This is a genomic window from Vreelandella zhanjiangensis DSM 21076 (assembly GCF_000377665.1).
GTDB lineage: Bacteria > Pseudomonadota > Gammaproteobacteria > Pseudomonadales > Halomonadaceae > Vreelandella > Vreelandella zhanjiangensis.
Genome location: NZ_KB898654.1, coordinates 58,451 through 73,435, shown reverse-complemented (window position 1 = coordinate 73,435; position 14,985 = coordinate 58,451). Strand labels below are relative to the sequence as shown.

The following is a 14,985-nucleotide window of genomic DNA, read 5'->3' as shown; positions in this document are numbered from 1 at the left end:
AGTTAAACGTATTGCGAGATGCTGCATAACCCCTCAAGCTGTGTTTATTAAACCGTGAATAACGCAAGAGAGTGCCCCATGACCGATACACCGAACCATACTCGCCGCCATTCCGCCCCTGTGGTTGATGGCGTGGGTAAAGCTGCCAGCCGTGCCATGCTACGCGCGGTAGGCTTTAACGATGCTGATTTCAAAAAGCCCCAGGTAGGCGTGGCCTCTACCTGGAGCATGGTGACACCCTGCAACAGCCATATCGGTGAGCTTGCCGAACAGGCCCGCGATGGTGCCGACGCCGCGGGCGGTAAAGGGGTTATTTTCAATACCATCACCATTTCTGATGGCATTGCCAATGGCACCGAAGGCATGAAGTACTCGCTGGTCTCGCGGGAAGTAATCGCGGATTCTATCGAGACCGTGGCGGGCTGCGAGGGCTTTGATGGTCTGGTCGCAATTGGCGGCTGCGACAAGAATATGCCGGGCTGCGTGATGGGGCTGGCGCGCTTGAATCGCCCCAGCGTATTTGTATACGGCGGCACGATCATGCCGGGCAAAGGGCATACCGATATCGTCTCGGTGTTCGAGGCCATGGGCGCTCACTCGCGGGGCGATATAGACCTGATCGAGCTCAAGAATATCGAGGAGACCGCGATTCCTGGCCCCGGTTCGTGTGGCGGTATGTACACCGCTAACACCATGGCGTCGGCCATTGAGGCCTTGGGCATGAGCCTACCGGGCAGCTCAGCGCAAAACGCGATTTCCCAAGAAAAGCGTGACGACTGTAAAGCGGCAGGCGAGGCGGTGCTTGAGCTGCTGGCACGCGACATCAAACCTTCGGACATCATGACCCGCAAGGCGTTTGAAAACGCAATTACCGTGGTGATTGCTCTGGGCGGCTCTACCAATGCGGTGCTGCACCTTATCGGCATGGCGCGCACCATCGGCGTTGAGCTGACGCTTGAAGACTTTACTGAAATCGGCAAGCGAGTGCCGGTAGTCGCGGATCTTCGCCCCAGCGGCCACTACATGATGAGTGAGCTTGTGGCGCTGGGCGGCATTCAGCCGCTGATGAAAAACCTGCTAGCCGCAGGCCTGTTGCATGGCGACTGCTTGACGGTGACCGGCAATACGCTGGCGGAAAACCTGGCCGACGTTGCGCCTTACCCTGACGACCAGCAGATTATCGCGCCGCTGGATAAGCCGATTAAAGCCGAAAGCCATCTGCGGATTCTGTACGGCAACCTGGCGCCGGAAGGTGCAGTCGCTAAAATCTCCGGTAAAGAAGGCGTACGCTTTTCGGGCACGGCGCGGGTGTTCGGCTCTGAAGAAGAAGCCCAGGCGCGGATTAACGACGGCACCGTGGTGGCAGGCGATGTCGTGGTCATCCGCTACGAAGGCCCCAAAGGCGGCCCCGGCATGCGTGAAATGCTCACACCTACTTCCGCGATCATGGGCCGCGGCCTGGGCAATGACGTTGCACTGATCACCGATGGACGCTTCTCCGGCGGCAGCCACGGCTTTGTGGTCGGTCATGTATCGCCCGAGGCGTTTGAGGGCGGCCCGCTGGCGCTGGTGGAAAATGGCGACCGCATTACCATCGATGCCGAGGCGGATACCATCGAGATGCACGTGGCTGATGACGAATTGATGCGCCGCCAAGCCGCTTGGCAACGCCCAGAGCCGCGCTATACCCGCGGTGTGCTGGCCAAGTACGCGCGATTGGTAAGCTCGGCTAGCACCGGTGCGGTAACTGATCAGAGCGAATAAGGGCCGCTACCCGTTCACAAGGCTGGAGCAATCGCCATATCCGTAGCGCTGCCGGGGTTGGGTGATGTGGTGCAAGTGCATGATATAGGTGACACGGCCGGGCGGCTTAATAGCCGCCTCCCGCGGGTGCCTTATTTGCTCGTGCCTCGCAAAACGTTACCACACGTTACGGGATGTGCATTGATCCGATTTTGTAGCGCGTGGTAAGCGCCAGCGCACCCGCAGCGGCGGCCCGGCGCGGGAGCAGCGCGAAGCGGTGCCGGGGTTGGGTGATGTGGTGCAAGTGCATGATATAGGTGACACGGCCGGGCGGCTTAATAGCCGCCTCCCGGGGGTGCCTTATTTGCTCGTGCCTCGCAAAACGTTACCACGCGCTACGGGATGTGCATCGATCCGATTTTGTAGCGCGTGGTAAGCGCCAGCGCACCCGCGGGAGCAGCGCGTCCAGCGCTGCCGGGGTGATGTGGTGCAAGTGCATGATATAGGTGGCACGGCAGGGCGGCTTAACAGCCGCCTCCCGCGGGTGCCTTATTTGCTCATGCCTCGCAAAACGTTACCACGCGCTACGGGATGTGCATTGATCCGAGTTTGTAGCGCGGTGTAAGCGTTAGCGCACCCGCAGCGGCGGCCCGGCGCGGGAGCAGCGCGAAGCGGTGCCGGGGTTGGGTGATGTGGTGCAAGTGCATGATATAGGTGGCACGGCAGGGCGGCTTAACAGCTGCCTCCCGCGGGTGCCTTATTTGCTAGTGCCTCGCAAAACGTTACCACGCGCTACGGGTTGTGCATTGCTCAACTTGAGCGTTGTTTCTTTTATTCATTCATTGTCATCCCCGTGTCAAACGTGACGTTTATGCTCGGCATTTTCTTTCAAGGAACCGGTGCTGTGACGCAACAATTGGCCGCCCGTGCCCACATCAGCGAAGTCTTCAGGGTTTTTCTATGGCTTGGCCTGACCTCCTTTGGCGGGCCGGTGGCGCATCTGGGCTACTTTCGTACCGAGTTTGTGGAGCGCCGTCGATGGCTTTCTGAAGCGGCCTATGCGGATCTGGTCGCGCTCTGTCAGTTCTTGCCGGGCCCGGCTAGCAGCCAGGTAGGTTTTGCCCTGGGGTTAATGCGCGCGGGGCCTTGCGGGGCGGCGGCTGCGTGGCTTGCCTTTACACTGCCTTCGGCCGTTGTGCTGGTGCTGTTTGCGTTGGGCGCAGCGGTGTTGGATGGCCCTATTGCCAGCGGCCTTATTCACGGCTTGAAGATCGTCGCGGTGGCGATTGTGGCCCACGCTGTGTGGGGCATGGCACGTAACCTGTGCCCGGATAAAACGCGTACAGGCATTGCGCTACTGGCGGTGTTTACCGTGGTCTTCTTAAGCGGGCCGATGGGACAGGTTAGTGCCATCGTGGCAGGCGGATTAACGGGTTTAATACTCTGCCGTGAAGTGTCGATGCCGACACAGGAACGGCTCCACTTTTCCGTCTCGCGCCAAGCAGGCGTTGTCGCACTGATATTATTTGCTGGGCTTTTGATTGTGCTGCCGCTATTTGCGGGAAGTGGCGTATGGCTGGATATTCTCGATGCGTTCTACCGTTCGGGCGCGCTGGTATTTGGCGGTGGGCATGTGGTACTGCCGCTTCTGGAAGCTGAGGTGGTGCAGTCGGGCTGGGTAACGCCGGATGCGTTTTTAACCGGTTACGGGGCAGCGCAGGCCGTTCCTGGGCCGCTATTTACCTTTGCGGCTTATTTAGGTGCGCTGCTGCCAGGGGTTAACGGGCTGGCGGGGGCGCTATTGGCCCTGCTGGCAATTTTTGTGCCGGGCTTTTTATTGCTGGTCGGCGTACTGCCGTTTTGGAATCGCTTTCGCCAGTGGGGCAGTGCTCAGGCACTAATGCGCGGCGCCAATGCCGCGGTGGTCGGGATTCTGGCGGCGGCGCTCTATCAGCCGGTATGGACCAGCGCGATTATCGGGCCGTATGAATTTGCCTTGGCACTGACAGGCTTTTTGCTGCTGACGGTGTGGAAACTTCCCGCCTGGGCGGTGGTTATAGTGATTGCGTTGGGCGGTCTCTTGATATCGACGTTATAGGTAGGCCTGGTTTTGCCATTAATCAAAAGCGGCCCCACGTCTTTTCCCTCGACGGTTTTGTCTTCTACGCTGGTAATACGTCAATTGTCGTAAATCCAAGGAGAGTAGAATGTCTACCCGACAAGCCCGTATCGACCCGGTGTTTGATGTCTCTGATCTGAAAGAAACCATTACTGGCTGGCAAGTTGTGGACGTATCCCAGCCGGAAAATGAGGTGGTGGTTTCTGAACATACCTCTGAGAAAGAAGCGATTCAGGCCGCCGAAGCGTTTGAGCAGCGCGAAGACTAGCTGGTTAGCTGTTAATTGATGCCATAAAAAACGCCTCGCATTTGCGAGGCGTTTGTCGATTTGGTGATGGGAGGGCTGCTGCTATGGCGCCTCCAGTTCTAGTGTGCGGCGCAGAACATTGAGTTCGTCAATGTTCAGGTGCTCAAGCCTGCCGGCGAGCAAATCGCTAATCTTCTGTACGGGAAGGCCTGCCTGGCGGGCAATCTCCCGACTTCCTAGATCTGATACTGCAATCAAACGCGTGATAATGCGCATAAGGCGCGTGCGTTTTTCTAATTCCCTGACATCGAGGTCAGGGCTGCTTCGCGGAGGATCCAGCGTTTCTGCGTGAGCAGTCGAGTATGCCGTACTCATGTGACTCCATAAGTCTGAAATGACGAATACACAATGCCGCCAACGCAGGTGCTTTTCAATATTTAATTTGATGAAAATTTCGCGACATTTGTGAACACCCGCTTGCGCCCCAGCTCTGGTAAACTATGCGCCTCATTTTAGCGTGCGCTGCAGCTTCCGGCGTGCGGCACTTTTATCATTTTTTATAAGGCCACTGGCCGGGGAGAAATGGCATGTCGTCGAATAGCGCACCCAAAGTGGGCGTCATCATGGGGTCCAAATCCGATTGGCCGGTGATGGAGCATGCGGTCACGATGTTGGAGCGCTTAGGCGTTGCCTATGAAACGCGCGTGGTATCCGCCCACCGAACGCCCGACCTGCTGTTTGACTATGCTAAAAGCGCCGCTGAGCGTGGCCTACAGGTGATTGTGGCTGGTGCCGGGGGCGCTGCCCACCTGCCGGGTATGGTCGCCTCACAAACGCCGCTGCCGGTGCTGGGCGTGCCGGTTGAGTCTAAAGCGTTAAAGGGGCTTGATTCACTGCTATCGATTGCCCAGATGCCGGGTGGCATTGCGGTAGGTACGCTGGCGATCGGTAAAGCGGGCGCGACCAATGCGGGCCTGCTGGCCGCTCAGATTGTGGGCCTGCAGGACAGTGCGGTACGTGATGCCGTCGATGCCTTCCGCGCCGAGCAGACCCAGCTGGTGCTGGATAATCCGGACCCGCGCCCTGCGCCGGATGCAGAATAAGGAGACACCCGATGAACATTGGCGTTTTAGGCGCAGGCCAGCTAGGCCGCATGCTGGCGCTCGCCGGTTATCCGCTGGGCAACCGGTTTACCTTCTTGGATACCACGGGTAATCCCAGCGCTGGCATTGGCGAGGTTATCGTTGATCCGGATAACCAGCATTTGGCGGAGTTTCTCGCCAAGGTGGATGTGGTCACCTATGAATTCGAGCACCTGCCGGTGTCGCTTGTGCAGGAGATCGAAAAACATAAGCCGGTTTACCCCAGCAGCCGGGCGATCGAGGTTTGTCAGAACCGGGTGGAAGAGAAGGCCCTGTTTGATCGGTTGAATATTCCGACGCCCGCTTATCGCGTCGTTGAAAGTGCCGAGCAGCTTGAAGCGGCCGCCCGGGAGCTTGGCTGCCCGGTGGTAGCAAAATCCGTCACTGAAGGCTACGACGGTAAAGGCCAGGCGGTGTTAAAAAACCCTGAAGAGGCGGCTGAGGCGTGGCAGAGCATCGGCCATGCGCAGCTGATCGTTGAAGCATTTGTCGATTTTGTTCGTGAAGTGTCGATGATTGCCGTGCGCGGCCGCGATGGCGAAGTGGTGTTCTACCCCATGGCAGAGAACCAGCATGTGGGCGGCATTCTGCGTTACTCGGTGGCGCCGCTGCCGGACCTGGACGTTCAGGTTCAGCAAACCGCGGATACGTATATTCGCACCTTGCTGGACGAGCTGGATTACGTGGGCGTGCTGGCGCTTGAGCTGTTTCAGACCCGCGATGGCAGCCTGCTGGCCAACGAGATGGCGCCGCGGGTGCATAACTCCGGCCACTGGACGATGGATGGCGCGGTCACTAGCCAGTTTGAGAACCACCTTCGTGCGATTCAGGGATTGCCGCTGGGCAGCACCGCGGCCATTGCGCCTACCTGCATGGTCAATGTGATCGGCCAGGAAGGCGACAACGTGGCCATGCTCAAACTTGCCAATACCCACCTGCACCGTTACGACAAAGCCGAGCGCGCAGGACGCAAGCTGGCCCACGTTAACGTAGTTGCTGCCACCCATACGGAGCTTTTGGAAAAAGTCCGCGCCTGCCAGGCATTACTGCCAGATGCTCCGCCGGTTGAGTGGAGTTTTGAATCGTCGCTGTAATGCCAGCACCGCATGAGAATTTTTTCTTGTTGCTGCACGCCAGGAGCTAGCGCAGAGGGTTCGTGTCCTTAGTATTCTAACTATTAATTTAATAAATATGCATATCTGCCGATTATAGAAGATAAGACTAACAATCAGGATGTCAGTTATGCCGCCTCTTGCAAGGGTGAGCACCAAGCTATTCAGGCTTGGTGGTCATCCGTACGCTCATCAAAAAGCGGCTTGCCGTTTACAGGTAGAAAAAGTCTGCCTGCTCTATGAAAAGCTATGGCAGCCAGTGCTGACCAGCGTATTTGCAGGTGGCCTGTTGGTAGCGGCACTGTGGACATTTGTCAGTGCGCTATTATTGATGGGCTGGTTGGCTGCCTTAACACTGGTTTCGATGTTACGTTTGAGGTTGGCTTATCGTTATCATCATGCGTCGGCCAGTGATCAAAAGCATCCCCATTGGTTGCTGCGGTTTTCCCAAGGCGCATTTCTAGCTGGCTGTGTGTGGGGGGCTGCCGCGATTCTGTTTTTTAGCCCAGAATATTCCAAACAAACAACTATGCTCACTATTGTGATGGGGGGGATTGCCGCTGGCGGTGTGACAACACTGTCATCGGTATGGTGGGTGGCTATCCTTTTTGTGTTGCCTGTCTTGTTGCCATTACCCATTCAGTTCTTGCTTTATGGCGGGCAGCTGTCGTCACAAATGTGCTTGCTGTTGCTGCTTTTCATGGGCCTGATGCTGGTCACCAGCCGTAGGCTTAGCCACATTATCCACGATAACATTGCACTACGTTTGGAGATGGCCTCTAGAGAAGCCCTGCTTCAAGAGAGCGAAGATCGTTATCAATCTATTTATTTACATTCCCCGCTGGGAGTTCTGCACTTTGATTCGCAAGGTGTGATTACCAACTGTAATGACAAGTTGCTGGAAATATTGGGTGGTACACGCGATCAATTGATTGGGTACTGCATGCTGGATCACCGTGCAGACCAGAAGGTAGCACAAGCGGTGGCTGACGCCCTGGAAAAAGGCATGGGGTATTACGAGGGTACCTTTTACCTACCTCGCCATGACCAGGGAACGCCGCTGCGATCGTTTTTCAACGCGGTGCGTACGGCAAGTGATCATAAGATCGGCGGTATTGCGATTATTGAAGATTTCACCGAGCAAAAGCGCTCTGAAGCGATAATTTATCGGCAGGCTTATTACGATGCGCTGACGGATCTTCCTAATCGCCGACTGTTTATTGATTGCTTGAACCGTTTGAGCGATGAAAAATTGCCGAAGACCGGGCTTATTGTGTTTTTGGATATGGATCGCTTCAAACTGATTAATGATAGCTTGGGGCATGCTGCGGGAGATGACTTGTTAATACAGGTGGCTCGCCGGTTGGAGCATTGCAAAGGTGAAACGGGTATGGCCGCGCGTTTGAGTGGTGATGAATTTGTACTGCTAGCACTGTTCGAGACAGCCAATAGCTCAATAGCCGAACAGCAGGTTCAGGATTTTATGCAGCGGTTAGAACAGGTCCTTGCAGGCGCCTATCGCTTGGAAAACCATTGGCTGAAAGTAACACCTAGCATAGGCTACACCTACTTTGAAACAGAGCATTGCGATGCTTCTGAAATGTTAAAGCAGGCTGATATTGCCATGTATCAGGCAAAAGCCGAAGGACGCAATCAGGTGAAACGCTACCAGCCGTGGATGCGTAAAGCCGTTAAACAAAACTTTACGCAGCCCGGCCCTGCTCAGCAAGACGTTTAAATGGCGAGTTGACCACTGAGCAGCAGCCACAGCGCAATTAGCATGAAATGCCCAGGGTACCAGGCAAGCCAAAGCCTACGCGGCATGGCAAGCTGTACGGGCGCAATTCGCCGGGCAGCGCCTGCGGCGAGTATCAGCACAACCAAGCAGGTAGCCACCGTGAAGGATTTAGCCATGTCCGAGGCGTTCATCTGCCCGGCAATCCAGAGTACCGGAAAGGCCGCCAGGCCCGCCCACAGGCGTGACTGAAAATGAGGCCCTGCCTGACTTAGCGCGTGCATGGCAAACATGAGCAGAGGAATCAGCAGCAGACCGTTGTGACCATACTCCACCCAGAAGCCGAGCAGATACCAAAGCGTAACGCCTACCGCCGCGCCTAACAGAAGCCAGCCAAACCCCAGGGTTTGCTGCTGGTAATGCTGCCAGCCCTGGCGTACCAGTGTGCCCAGAGCCAGGCCGCTTGCCAGAGTAAAGCAGACATTAAGAATCAGCGCATCAGAGGCACGTGGCATCAGCATGTAAGGCACTTGCGCCACCAGGCCGATAATAAGAATACGCCGCGAGTAGCGTAATGGATTACGCGTATTGAAAAGCCCATGCCAGGCCACCATAGCGGCAAATAGCGGAAAAGCGATTCGACCAATGGAAGAACCTGCCCAGCTTAAATCCCAAGGAAGTACGTAGCGGGTAAGATGATCCACCGTCATGGTGATCAACGCGAGCCACTGGCCCCAACCCGTCCAATGGGAAGAGGGTCGTAACGGTGACGATGCATTAGCCATAAAACCTCCCTGTCGGTCACTAGCTTGCTTTGAGAGACTGATAGTAGCACGGCTAGTTCACTGAATTTGCTCATCTTGGCAGCAATTCGAGGCAGCGCCGGGGGCGGGGAAAGGCTTAAAGGTCAGAAAATACCCAGGAATGGCATCTAGAGAAAGCAGTGAATACGTAACGAAAAAGTAATGGGGAGTGAGCGAGAAAGTAGTGCAGAAGGGGTAGCGCGAGAACTCCTCCCCGGCATAAACCGGGGAGGAGAGACGATTACTCTTCGCCGAAGTAGCGGGCGTGGATTTCGTCGTAGGTACCATCTTCTTTCAGAGTAGCGAGCGCTTCGTTGAATTTCTCGGCAAGCGCTTCATCACGCTGGCGAAAGGCGATACCAAAGCCGTCGCCAAAGTACTCTTTAGGCTCGGAGATTTGTTCGCCCACGATGGTGTAGTCGCCGTCTTCATTTTCAACCAGGGTGGACTGGCCGATCGGGAAGTCGAGGAACACGATATCCAGGCGCTGGGCGTCTAGATCGAGCACCATATCATCGGCAGTGGAGTAACGGCTGATATCGGCGACGCTGCTGTAGTTATCGGTGACGTAGTTGTCCTGAAGCGTACCGCGCTGAACACCAATGGTTAGCCCTTCAAGGGTTTCTTCGTTGGCTTCTGAGATATCCAGATTGCTTGGCGCAAACCAGGCAGACGGCATGGTGATGTAGGGGTCGGAGAACAGCACCTGCTGACGACGCTCATCGTTGATCGTCATGGACGACATGACGGCATCATAGTTGCGTGACAGAAGGCCCGGAATAATACCGTCCCACTCCTGCTCGATCCATTCACAGGTAACGCCGATTTCTTCACACATGGCGTTGCCCAGGTCAATATCGAAACCGGTCAGGTCGCCTTCAGGGGTGCGGTATTCCATCGGAACGTAGGGAACATCAACGCCGATGCGTACGTGATCGTAATCGCGTGCCTGTGCAGAGGAGGCCGCAGCCACAGCCAAACCGATCAAGGAAACCGATAGCAGTTTTTTCATTATTAAACTCCGTTGTAAAACAGGTTCACACAAGGTGATCCTCTTTAACGTAACCCAGGTTGAGGTTGGCGAAAAGAGAAAAGCGCTATGTGAACCAACGTTTGTTTGACGCTTGCCATTAAGCCTAATCGTTCAAGGGGTTTGTGGCTTGAGATGAGCCAGCAATTTCTTTTCCAGAAAGCGAAAGAAGAACAGGATGGCAAACGTAAGACAAAGATAAATCAATGCCACGAACAGGAATGGCTCAAACGGCGTATAAAACCGTGAATAGACGTAGCGGGCCGCACCGGTTAGGTCCATCAGGGTGACTACGCTGGCAATGGCGCTTGCGTGCAGCATGAAAATTACTTCATTGCCGTAAGCGGGCAGGGCACGGCGAAAGGCGCTGGGGATAATAATACGCCGCATCATTAGCCCCTGAGACATACCGTAAGCGCGCGCTGCTTCGATTTCGCCCTTGGACGTTGCCTTGATGGCGCCCCGGAAAATCTCGGTCGTGTAGGCGGCGGTATTGAGCGTAAAGGCGATAAGTGCGGGGTAGAACGCTTCGCGAAAAATCGGCCAGAAAAAGCTTTCCTGAATACCGTCAAAAAACACCACGCCATAGTAAATAATATATAGCTGGATCAGCAGCGGCGTGCCGCGAAACACGTAGGTGTACACATACACCGGCAGGCTGATCCATTTACGCCGCGAGCTGCGCATGATGGCAAGCGGTACCGCCATTACAAGCCCTATTACCAACGACAGGAACACCAGCTGTGAGGTAGTCACAAGCCCTGTCCAGTAATAGCCCAGCGTGGTCGGCGTAAAAATCAGATTGCCGGACAAAAGATCGTTGAACCAAGCGGAAATATCTGGCATTTCAATGCTCCCCGAAGCCGATGTCGTAGCGCTTTTGTAGCCGGGCAAAAATCCACTCGGAGACGCTGGCAATCAACAGGTAGGCAACCGCTACAGGAATTAAAAACACAAACGGCTCGTGGGTGGCGCGAGAGGCTTCTGCTGCCACGCGAACCATATCGGTCAGGCCGATCACCGACACAAGCGCGGTGGTTTTCAGCAGGACCATCCAGTTGTTGGAAAGCCCAGGCAGGGCATGGCGCATCATCTGCGGAAACCGAATGCGTCGGAAAACCAGGCCGCTGCTCATGCCGTAGGCTTTGCCTGCTTCTATCTGTCCGTTATCCACTGCCATGAAGGCGCCGCGGAAGGTTTCTCCCATATAGGCACCGAAAATAAACCCGATGGTCAGCACGCCTGCGGCGAAGGCGTTGAAATTGATATAAAGATCAATCTCAAAATCGTAATAAAGAATGTCGCTAATGGCGTTAACGCCTATCTGGCCGCCGTAAAACAGCAGCATCATCAGCACAAGGTCAGGCACACCACGAATGAGCGTGGTGTAGAGCGTGGCCGTGCGATGTAAAAACCAGTTACGCGACATCTTGGCCGTGGCGGTCAACAGGCCTAGCGCAACGGCTAACAGGAGCGATAAAACGGCTAGTTGAACGGTAACCCCAGCGCCTTCGATCAAACGCGGGCCGTACCCTTGCAAATCCAGCATGGTAGCCTCGCAGATCAGTAGTGGGGGGTAAGAAACTGTTTAAGCCGAGACGACTGCGGGTTGCCCAATACCTCGTCAGGCGTACCGGCCTCTTCCACCAGCCCTTGATGAAGGTATATCACTTGGCTTGAAACATCCCGGGCAAAGCTCATCTCGTGCGTGACCACCACCATGGTGCGCCCTTCATTGGCCAGATCGCGCATGACTTTCAGCACGTCACCGACCAATTCAGGGTCAAGCGCAGAGGTCGGTTCATCAAACAGCATGACTTCCGGGTTCATGGCCAGCGCCCGGGCAATAGCGCCGCGCTGCTGTTGGCCGCCCGACATTTGTGCCGGGTAGGCATTGGCGCGAGCGGTTAATCCCACGCGTTCAAGCAGGGCGTTGGCTTGCTCGATGGCGTCTTTTTTGGAGATACCTAACACATGAATCGGCGCTTCGATGATGTTTTCAAGCAGCGTCATATGCGCCCAAAGATTGAAGTTTTGAAACACCATCGAAAGCTTGGCGCGCATTTGCACGACCTGTTTCCAATCGGCAGGTTCACGCCCATGCCGGGTTTGCTTAAAGCGGATTGGGTCGCCGTGAAGGATAATCTCGCCTTCATCGGGCTGCTCTAACAGATTCATGCAACGCAAAAAGGTACTCTTGCCTGACCCTGAAGCGCCAATCAGCGTGATCACGTCACCTTTTTGAGCTTCAAGGGAGAGGCCTTTTAAAACTTCTGTATCGCCGAAGCGCTTTTTAATATTACGCACTTCCAGGGGAGTAGCGGCCATAAACATAGGCTCCAGTACAAAGTTGCCGCGGTAGCAACGCGTTTATTTTGCGTATGCTGTCGAATGCGGCTGGCGCGAAAAAAGTGGCGATTCTATCAGGCCCAGCGGAAATTGCGTGCTTTCCTTATACGATAAATGTAGGGAGTCTGCCGCAAGTAATCCGCGCTATGGCTTTTATTCGCCTCTATGTAGTTGTTATTAAATATTTATTTATGTTTTTTTCAATTAATTTACCGCTTGGGACGGTGATACTAAAAGCGCCGCCCGAGCGCCGATAGCGACATTAGCATTAGGGAAAACAACGTAAAGCGGTGTGTCACCCACGATGAAGTCGCCCGCTACGCTATCCCACGCCAGACGGGTACCCGGCTCGAAGCAGCTGAAGTTGGGCGTGTCGCTTGCAAAGTAAAGAGTAAAATCTTCTGCCTGACGCATAAGTTCATGCTGGACCTGGAAAAACGTCATCTTGTCCGGGGCTTGCCGGGCGGGCGCCTGACCTTGGCTCAGTGCGGTTAACAGTGCCTGCATGGGCGCAAGCGGTGCCATATCATTTTGCCCGAAAGGAGCGACCCGGCCCAGCTCAAAGGTAAACGCCTGGGCTTGATGATAGTGCTTGCTATAGTGAGAAAAGGTCCAGCTTGTCTGATGTTGATGAAGTACCGCCTGCATGCCCGCCGCGGCAAGCCAATGCCACTGATCTGACGTAGTGGCCGTTTGTGAAAACGGTTCCACTACAAAGCGCGGAAAGAGGCTATCGCGAATCGCGGTATGCAAATCGTAGTGCAGTTTGGGGCGTTCGGCGTGGGCTGCATAAAACCTATCCACGGCGGCCATCAGTTCGCGGGCACGGTCAGGTTCTGCACCGCTGTCGCTTAAATCGCGGTTAAAGAGCCGGTTAAGGTTGGTGTCGATAAAGCGCTGCTGGACGCGCAGGGCGGGGATATTGCCCAGAATCACCAGTACCGGCGCTCCCAGCGTGATAACTCCGGCTTCCAGAGCGCTCAACCAAGCACCGATCAGCTCGACCGGGGCCGTTTCATTGCCGTGAATGGCGGCTGAAAAAATACAGCAGTGGGCATCGGGTTGAGGCGTCTTCGGGGTAAGCTCCATCACCCCAAGGGCGTGAAACGTATAAGAGCCACTGGCAAATCGGCCGCTTCGCTGTGTGGGCAGACGGTCATCCAGGGTCCAGTCAAGCCAGTGATCCAGCATTATCAGCCTCTTGTTATTAGTTAAAAGTTCACCTGTCATGTTTAACATGCCCAAGAGTGGGAGCAAGTATTGGCGTCGTGGTTATGAAAATGGCGGGTGCCCTCGTGTAAGACGATAACCTAAAACGCTCGCCAAAAGGCGAGCGTTTAACAAGGGCAGTAGGCTAACGTCTCGGTTCAGCTTACGCCTCGCGCAGACGCTGCATTTCTTCTTCGTACTCACCGGCAAGCGAGGTTTTTTGGGGCGCTTTCAGGCCACGACCTGCCAGCTGGAAAACTTCCTGCTCTTCTTCATCCAGGTGATGAGTTACCAGATGCTGTAGCTGCTTGGCATAGGTCAGCCAGCTTGACGCGCTATAGTCGGTGCTATCCAGTTGCTCAAGAAGCTCGTCGATTTCATGGTGCTCGGCGACGCTGTGGCGGGCTTTTTCCTGGGTTAAGTCCAATTCCATCAGCGGAATGTAAAAGGCGCGCTCTTCAGCGATAGCGTGATGCTGTAGTTCATGCTTAACCTGCTGATAAAGCGTATCGCGCTCTTCACTGTCGCCGTGGGTATTGACCAGACGTTCCATCAGATCACGTTGCAGGTCATGGTCTTTACGTAGCGCTTCAAAAATAGTCATTGGACGAATTCCTTGTCGTTTGCGGCTTAATCAATTGTTAAAACTGAGTTGTTCAAAACTAGTCACCGCTTTGTATCTGCGCAAGGTAAAAGCCATGGAGAAAACCGAAAGGAGCCGATCAAAACATTCGCTTTTGCTTATAGCGCGCTAGGCTATGGTGTAGTCATTCCCCTCTGGGATGCCATTAACGCAGCTAAAACCTGGTTGTTAAAAACACAGTCCAAAGGAGTAAACCATGACAAAGGTATTGGTACTTTACTATTCCATGTATGGCCATGTTGATACCTTGGCCAAAGCCGTTGCTGAAGGGGCAAAGAAGGTAAGTGGGGTGGAGGTAAGCGTCAAACGCGTACCTGAAACCATGCCGGAAGAGGCCTTCAAAAACGCAGGGGGCAAGCAGGATTACGACACACCGGAAGCGACTCCTCAGGAGCTTGCCGATTATGACGCAATAATTTTTGGCACCCCCACTCGTTTTGGCAATATGACAGGCCAAATGCGAACCTTCCTTGATCAAACGGGTGGCTTATGGGCGAGCGGCGCGCTGCGTGGCAAAGTGGCTAGCGTGTTTACCTCCACCGGAACCGGCGGTGGCGAAGAGATGACGGTCACGTCTACTTGGACGACTTTAGCCCATCACGGCATGGTGATCGTGCCGATCGGCTACGGCATTGAAGAGCAGTTCGATATTTCAGAAGTAAGTGGCGGCAACCCCTACGGCGCGGCAACGCTTGCCGGTAGCGACGGCTCGCGCCAGCCCAGCGAGCGAGAACTGAAACTCGCCCGTTTTCAGGGCGAGCACGTTGCAAAAATTGCCGCGAAGTTGGCGGGGTAATCGCTAATTTAGCGTAGCGTTAAAAACGCAAGCCTCACTGATGGAAATCAGTGAGGC

Annotated in this window: 15 protein-coding genes; 7 read left to right on the top strand and 8 right to left on the bottom strand. The window is 55.0% G+C overall.

The window, feature by feature from the left end; all coding sequences use genetic code 11:
• Positions 1–78: 78 nt before the first annotated feature.
• The 3 genes from ilvD (at position 79) to D467_RS0116510 (ending at position 4,130) form a co-directional block, all read left to right on the top strand.
• Entirely contained in the window at positions 79–1,764 is a 1,686-nt protein-coding gene (gene ilvD / locus D467_RS0116520) for a dihydroxy-acid dehydratase (protein WP_018918648.1), read from the top strand.
• 850 nt (positions 1,765–2,614) lie between these two features.
• Positions 2,615–3,841 carry a chromate efflux transporter gene (chrA, locus tag D467_RS0116515; RefSeq protein WP_018918647.1) on the top strand — a complete coding sequence of 409 codons (1,227 nt, stop codon included), beginning with the start codon at positions 2,615–2,617 and terminating at the stop codon, positions 3,839–3,841.
• Between the two features lie 109 nt (positions 3,842–3,950).
• A complete protein-coding gene (locus tag D467_RS0116510) occupies positions 3,951–4,130 on the top strand; it encodes a hypothetical protein (protein WP_018918646.1) in 180 nt (59 codons plus the stop codon).
• 81 nt (positions 4,131–4,211) lie between these two features.
• Here the strand turns inward: D467_RS0116510 and D467_RS0116505 are convergent, their stop codons facing one another.
• Positions 4,212–4,484, bottom strand: coding sequence for an XRE family transcriptional regulator (locus tag D467_RS0116505; protein WP_018918645.1), 273 nt, complete (start codon positions 4,482–4,484; stop codon positions 4,212–4,214).
• Between the two features lie 212 nt (positions 4,485–4,696).
• Here D467_RS0116505 and purE point away from each other — a divergent pair, with 212 nt between their 5' ends.
• The 3 genes from purE (at position 4,697) to D467_RS0116490 (ending at position 8,101) form a co-directional block, all read left to right on the top strand.
• Positions 4,697–5,212: a 5-(carboxyamino)imidazole ribonucleotide mutase gene (gene purE, locus D467_RS0116500; RefSeq protein ID WP_018918644.1), complete on the top strand. Its 516-nt coding sequence runs from the start codon at positions 4,697–4,699 to the stop codon at positions 5,210–5,212.
• An 11-nt stretch (positions 5,213–5,223) separates the two neighbouring features.
• The gene (locus D467_RS0116495; protein ID WP_018918643.1) at positions 5,224–6,345 is read left to right on the top strand and encodes a 5-(carboxyamino)imidazole ribonucleotide synthase; all 1,122 of its coding nucleotides are present in this window, start codon (positions 5,224–5,226) and stop codon (positions 6,343–6,345) included.
• 148 nt (positions 6,346–6,493) lie between these two features.
• Positions 6,494–8,101 carry a diguanylate cyclase domain-containing protein gene (locus tag D467_RS0116490; protein WP_018918642.1) on the top strand — a complete coding sequence of 536 codons (1,608 nt, stop codon included), beginning with the start codon at positions 6,494–6,496 and terminating at the stop codon, positions 8,099–8,101.
• Here D467_RS0116490 and D467_RS0116485 read toward each other — a convergent pair.
• The 7 genes from D467_RS0116485 to D467_RS0116455 form a co-directional block, all read right to left on the bottom strand.
• Positions 8,098–8,883, bottom strand: coding sequence for a TraX family protein (locus D467_RS0116485; protein ID WP_018918641.1), 786 nt, complete (start codon positions 8,881–8,883; stop codon positions 8,098–8,100). The two genes, D467_RS0116490 and D467_RS0116485, sit on opposite strands and share 4 nt — an antisense overlap.
• Before the next feature lie 259 nt (positions 8,884–9,142).
• Positions 9,143–9,913 carry a transporter substrate-binding domain-containing protein gene (locus D467_RS0116480; protein ID WP_018918640.1) on the bottom strand — a complete coding sequence of 257 codons (771 nt, stop codon included), beginning with the start codon at positions 9,911–9,913 and terminating at the stop codon, positions 9,143–9,145.
• A gap of 132 nt (positions 9,914–10,045) precedes the next feature.
• Positions 10,046–10,777 (bottom strand): ABC transporter permease, encoded by a 732-nt coding sequence (locus D467_RS0116475; protein WP_018918639.1) that lies wholly within the window; start codon positions 10,775–10,777, stop codon positions 10,046–10,048.
• Between the two features lies 1 nt (position 10,778).
• Entirely contained in the window at positions 10,779–11,480 is a 702-nt protein-coding gene (locus tag D467_RS0116470; RefSeq protein ID WP_018918638.1) for an ABC transporter permease, read from the bottom strand.
• A 14-nt stretch (positions 11,481–11,494) separates the two neighbouring features.
• A complete protein-coding gene (locus tag D467_RS0116465) occupies positions 11,495–12,265 on the bottom strand; it encodes an ABC transporter ATP-binding protein (RefSeq protein WP_018918637.1) in 771 nt (256 codons plus the stop codon).
• A gap of 219 nt (positions 12,266–12,484) precedes the next feature.
• Entirely contained in the window at positions 12,485–13,471 is a 987-nt protein-coding gene (locus tag D467_RS0116460; RefSeq protein WP_018918636.1) for a succinylglutamate desuccinylase, read from the bottom strand.
• A 181-nt stretch (positions 13,472–13,652) separates the two neighbouring features.
• Positions 13,653–14,093 carry a hemerythrin domain-containing protein gene (locus tag D467_RS0116455; protein ID WP_018918635.1) on the bottom strand — a complete coding sequence of 147 codons (441 nt, stop codon included), beginning with the start codon at positions 14,091–14,093 and terminating at the stop codon, positions 13,653–13,655.
• A gap of 235 nt (positions 14,094–14,328) precedes the next feature.
• Here D467_RS0116455 and wrbA point away from each other — a divergent pair, with 235 nt between their 5' ends.
• Positions 14,329–14,928, top strand: a complete 600-nt coding sequence (gene wrbA / locus D467_RS0116450) for an NAD(P)H:quinone oxidoreductase (protein WP_018918634.1) — start codon at positions 14,329–14,331, stop codon at positions 14,926–14,928.
• Positions 14,929–14,985: the final 57 nt, after the last annotated feature.

Bases quoted from the DNA above. Each gene is read 5' to 3' on its own strand.
- ilvD (WP_018918648.1), top strand. From the start codon at position 79: ATGACCGATACACCGAACCATACTCGCCGCCATTCCGCCCCTGTGGTT.
- chrA (WP_018918647.1), top strand. From the start codon at position 2,615: ATGCTCGGCATTTTCTTTCAAGGAACCGGTGCTGTGACGCAACAATTG.
- D467_RS0116510 (WP_018918646.1), top strand. From the start codon at position 3,951: ATGTCTACCCGACAAGCCCGTATCGACCCGGTGTTTGATGTCTCTGAT.
- D467_RS0116505 (WP_018918645.1), bottom strand. From the start codon at position 4,484: ATGAGTACGGCATACTCGACTGCTCACGCAGAAACGCTGGATCCTCCG.
- purE (WP_018918644.1), top strand. From the start codon at position 4,697: ATGTCGTCGAATAGCGCACCCAAAGTGGGCGTCATCATGGGGTCCAAA.
- D467_RS0116495 (WP_018918643.1), top strand. From the start codon at position 5,224: ATGAACATTGGCGTTTTAGGCGCAGGCCAGCTAGGCCGCATGCTGGCG.
- D467_RS0116490 (WP_018918642.1), top strand. From the start codon at position 6,494: ATGCCGCCTCTTGCAAGGGTGAGCACCAAGCTATTCAGGCTTGGTGGT.
- D467_RS0116485 (WP_018918641.1), bottom strand. From the start codon at position 8,883: ATGGCTAATGCATCGTCACCGTTACGACCCTCTTCCCATTGGACGGGT.
- D467_RS0116480 (WP_018918640.1), bottom strand. From the start codon at position 9,913: ATGAAAAAACTGCTATCGGTTTCCTTGATCGGTTTGGCTGTGGCTGCG.
- D467_RS0116475 (WP_018918639.1), bottom strand. From the start codon at position 10,777: ATGCCAGATATTTCCGCTTGGTTCAACGATCTTTTGTCCGGCAATCTG.
- D467_RS0116470 (WP_018918638.1), bottom strand. From the start codon at position 11,480: ATGCTGGATTTGCAAGGGTACGGCCCGCGTTTGATCGAAGGCGCTGGG.
- D467_RS0116465 (WP_018918637.1), bottom strand. From the start codon at position 12,265: ATGTTTATGGCCGCTACTCCCCTGGAAGTGCGTAATATTAAAAAGCGC.
- D467_RS0116460 (WP_018918636.1), bottom strand. From the start codon at position 13,471: ATGCTGGATCACTGGCTTGACTGGACCCTGGATGACCGTCTGCCCACA.
- D467_RS0116455 (WP_018918635.1), bottom strand. From the start codon at position 14,093: ATGACTATTTTTGAAGCGCTACGTAAAGACCATGACCTGCAACGTGAT.
- wrbA (WP_018918634.1), top strand. From the start codon at position 14,329: ATGACAAAGGTATTGGTACTTTACTATTCCATGTATGGCCATGTTGAT.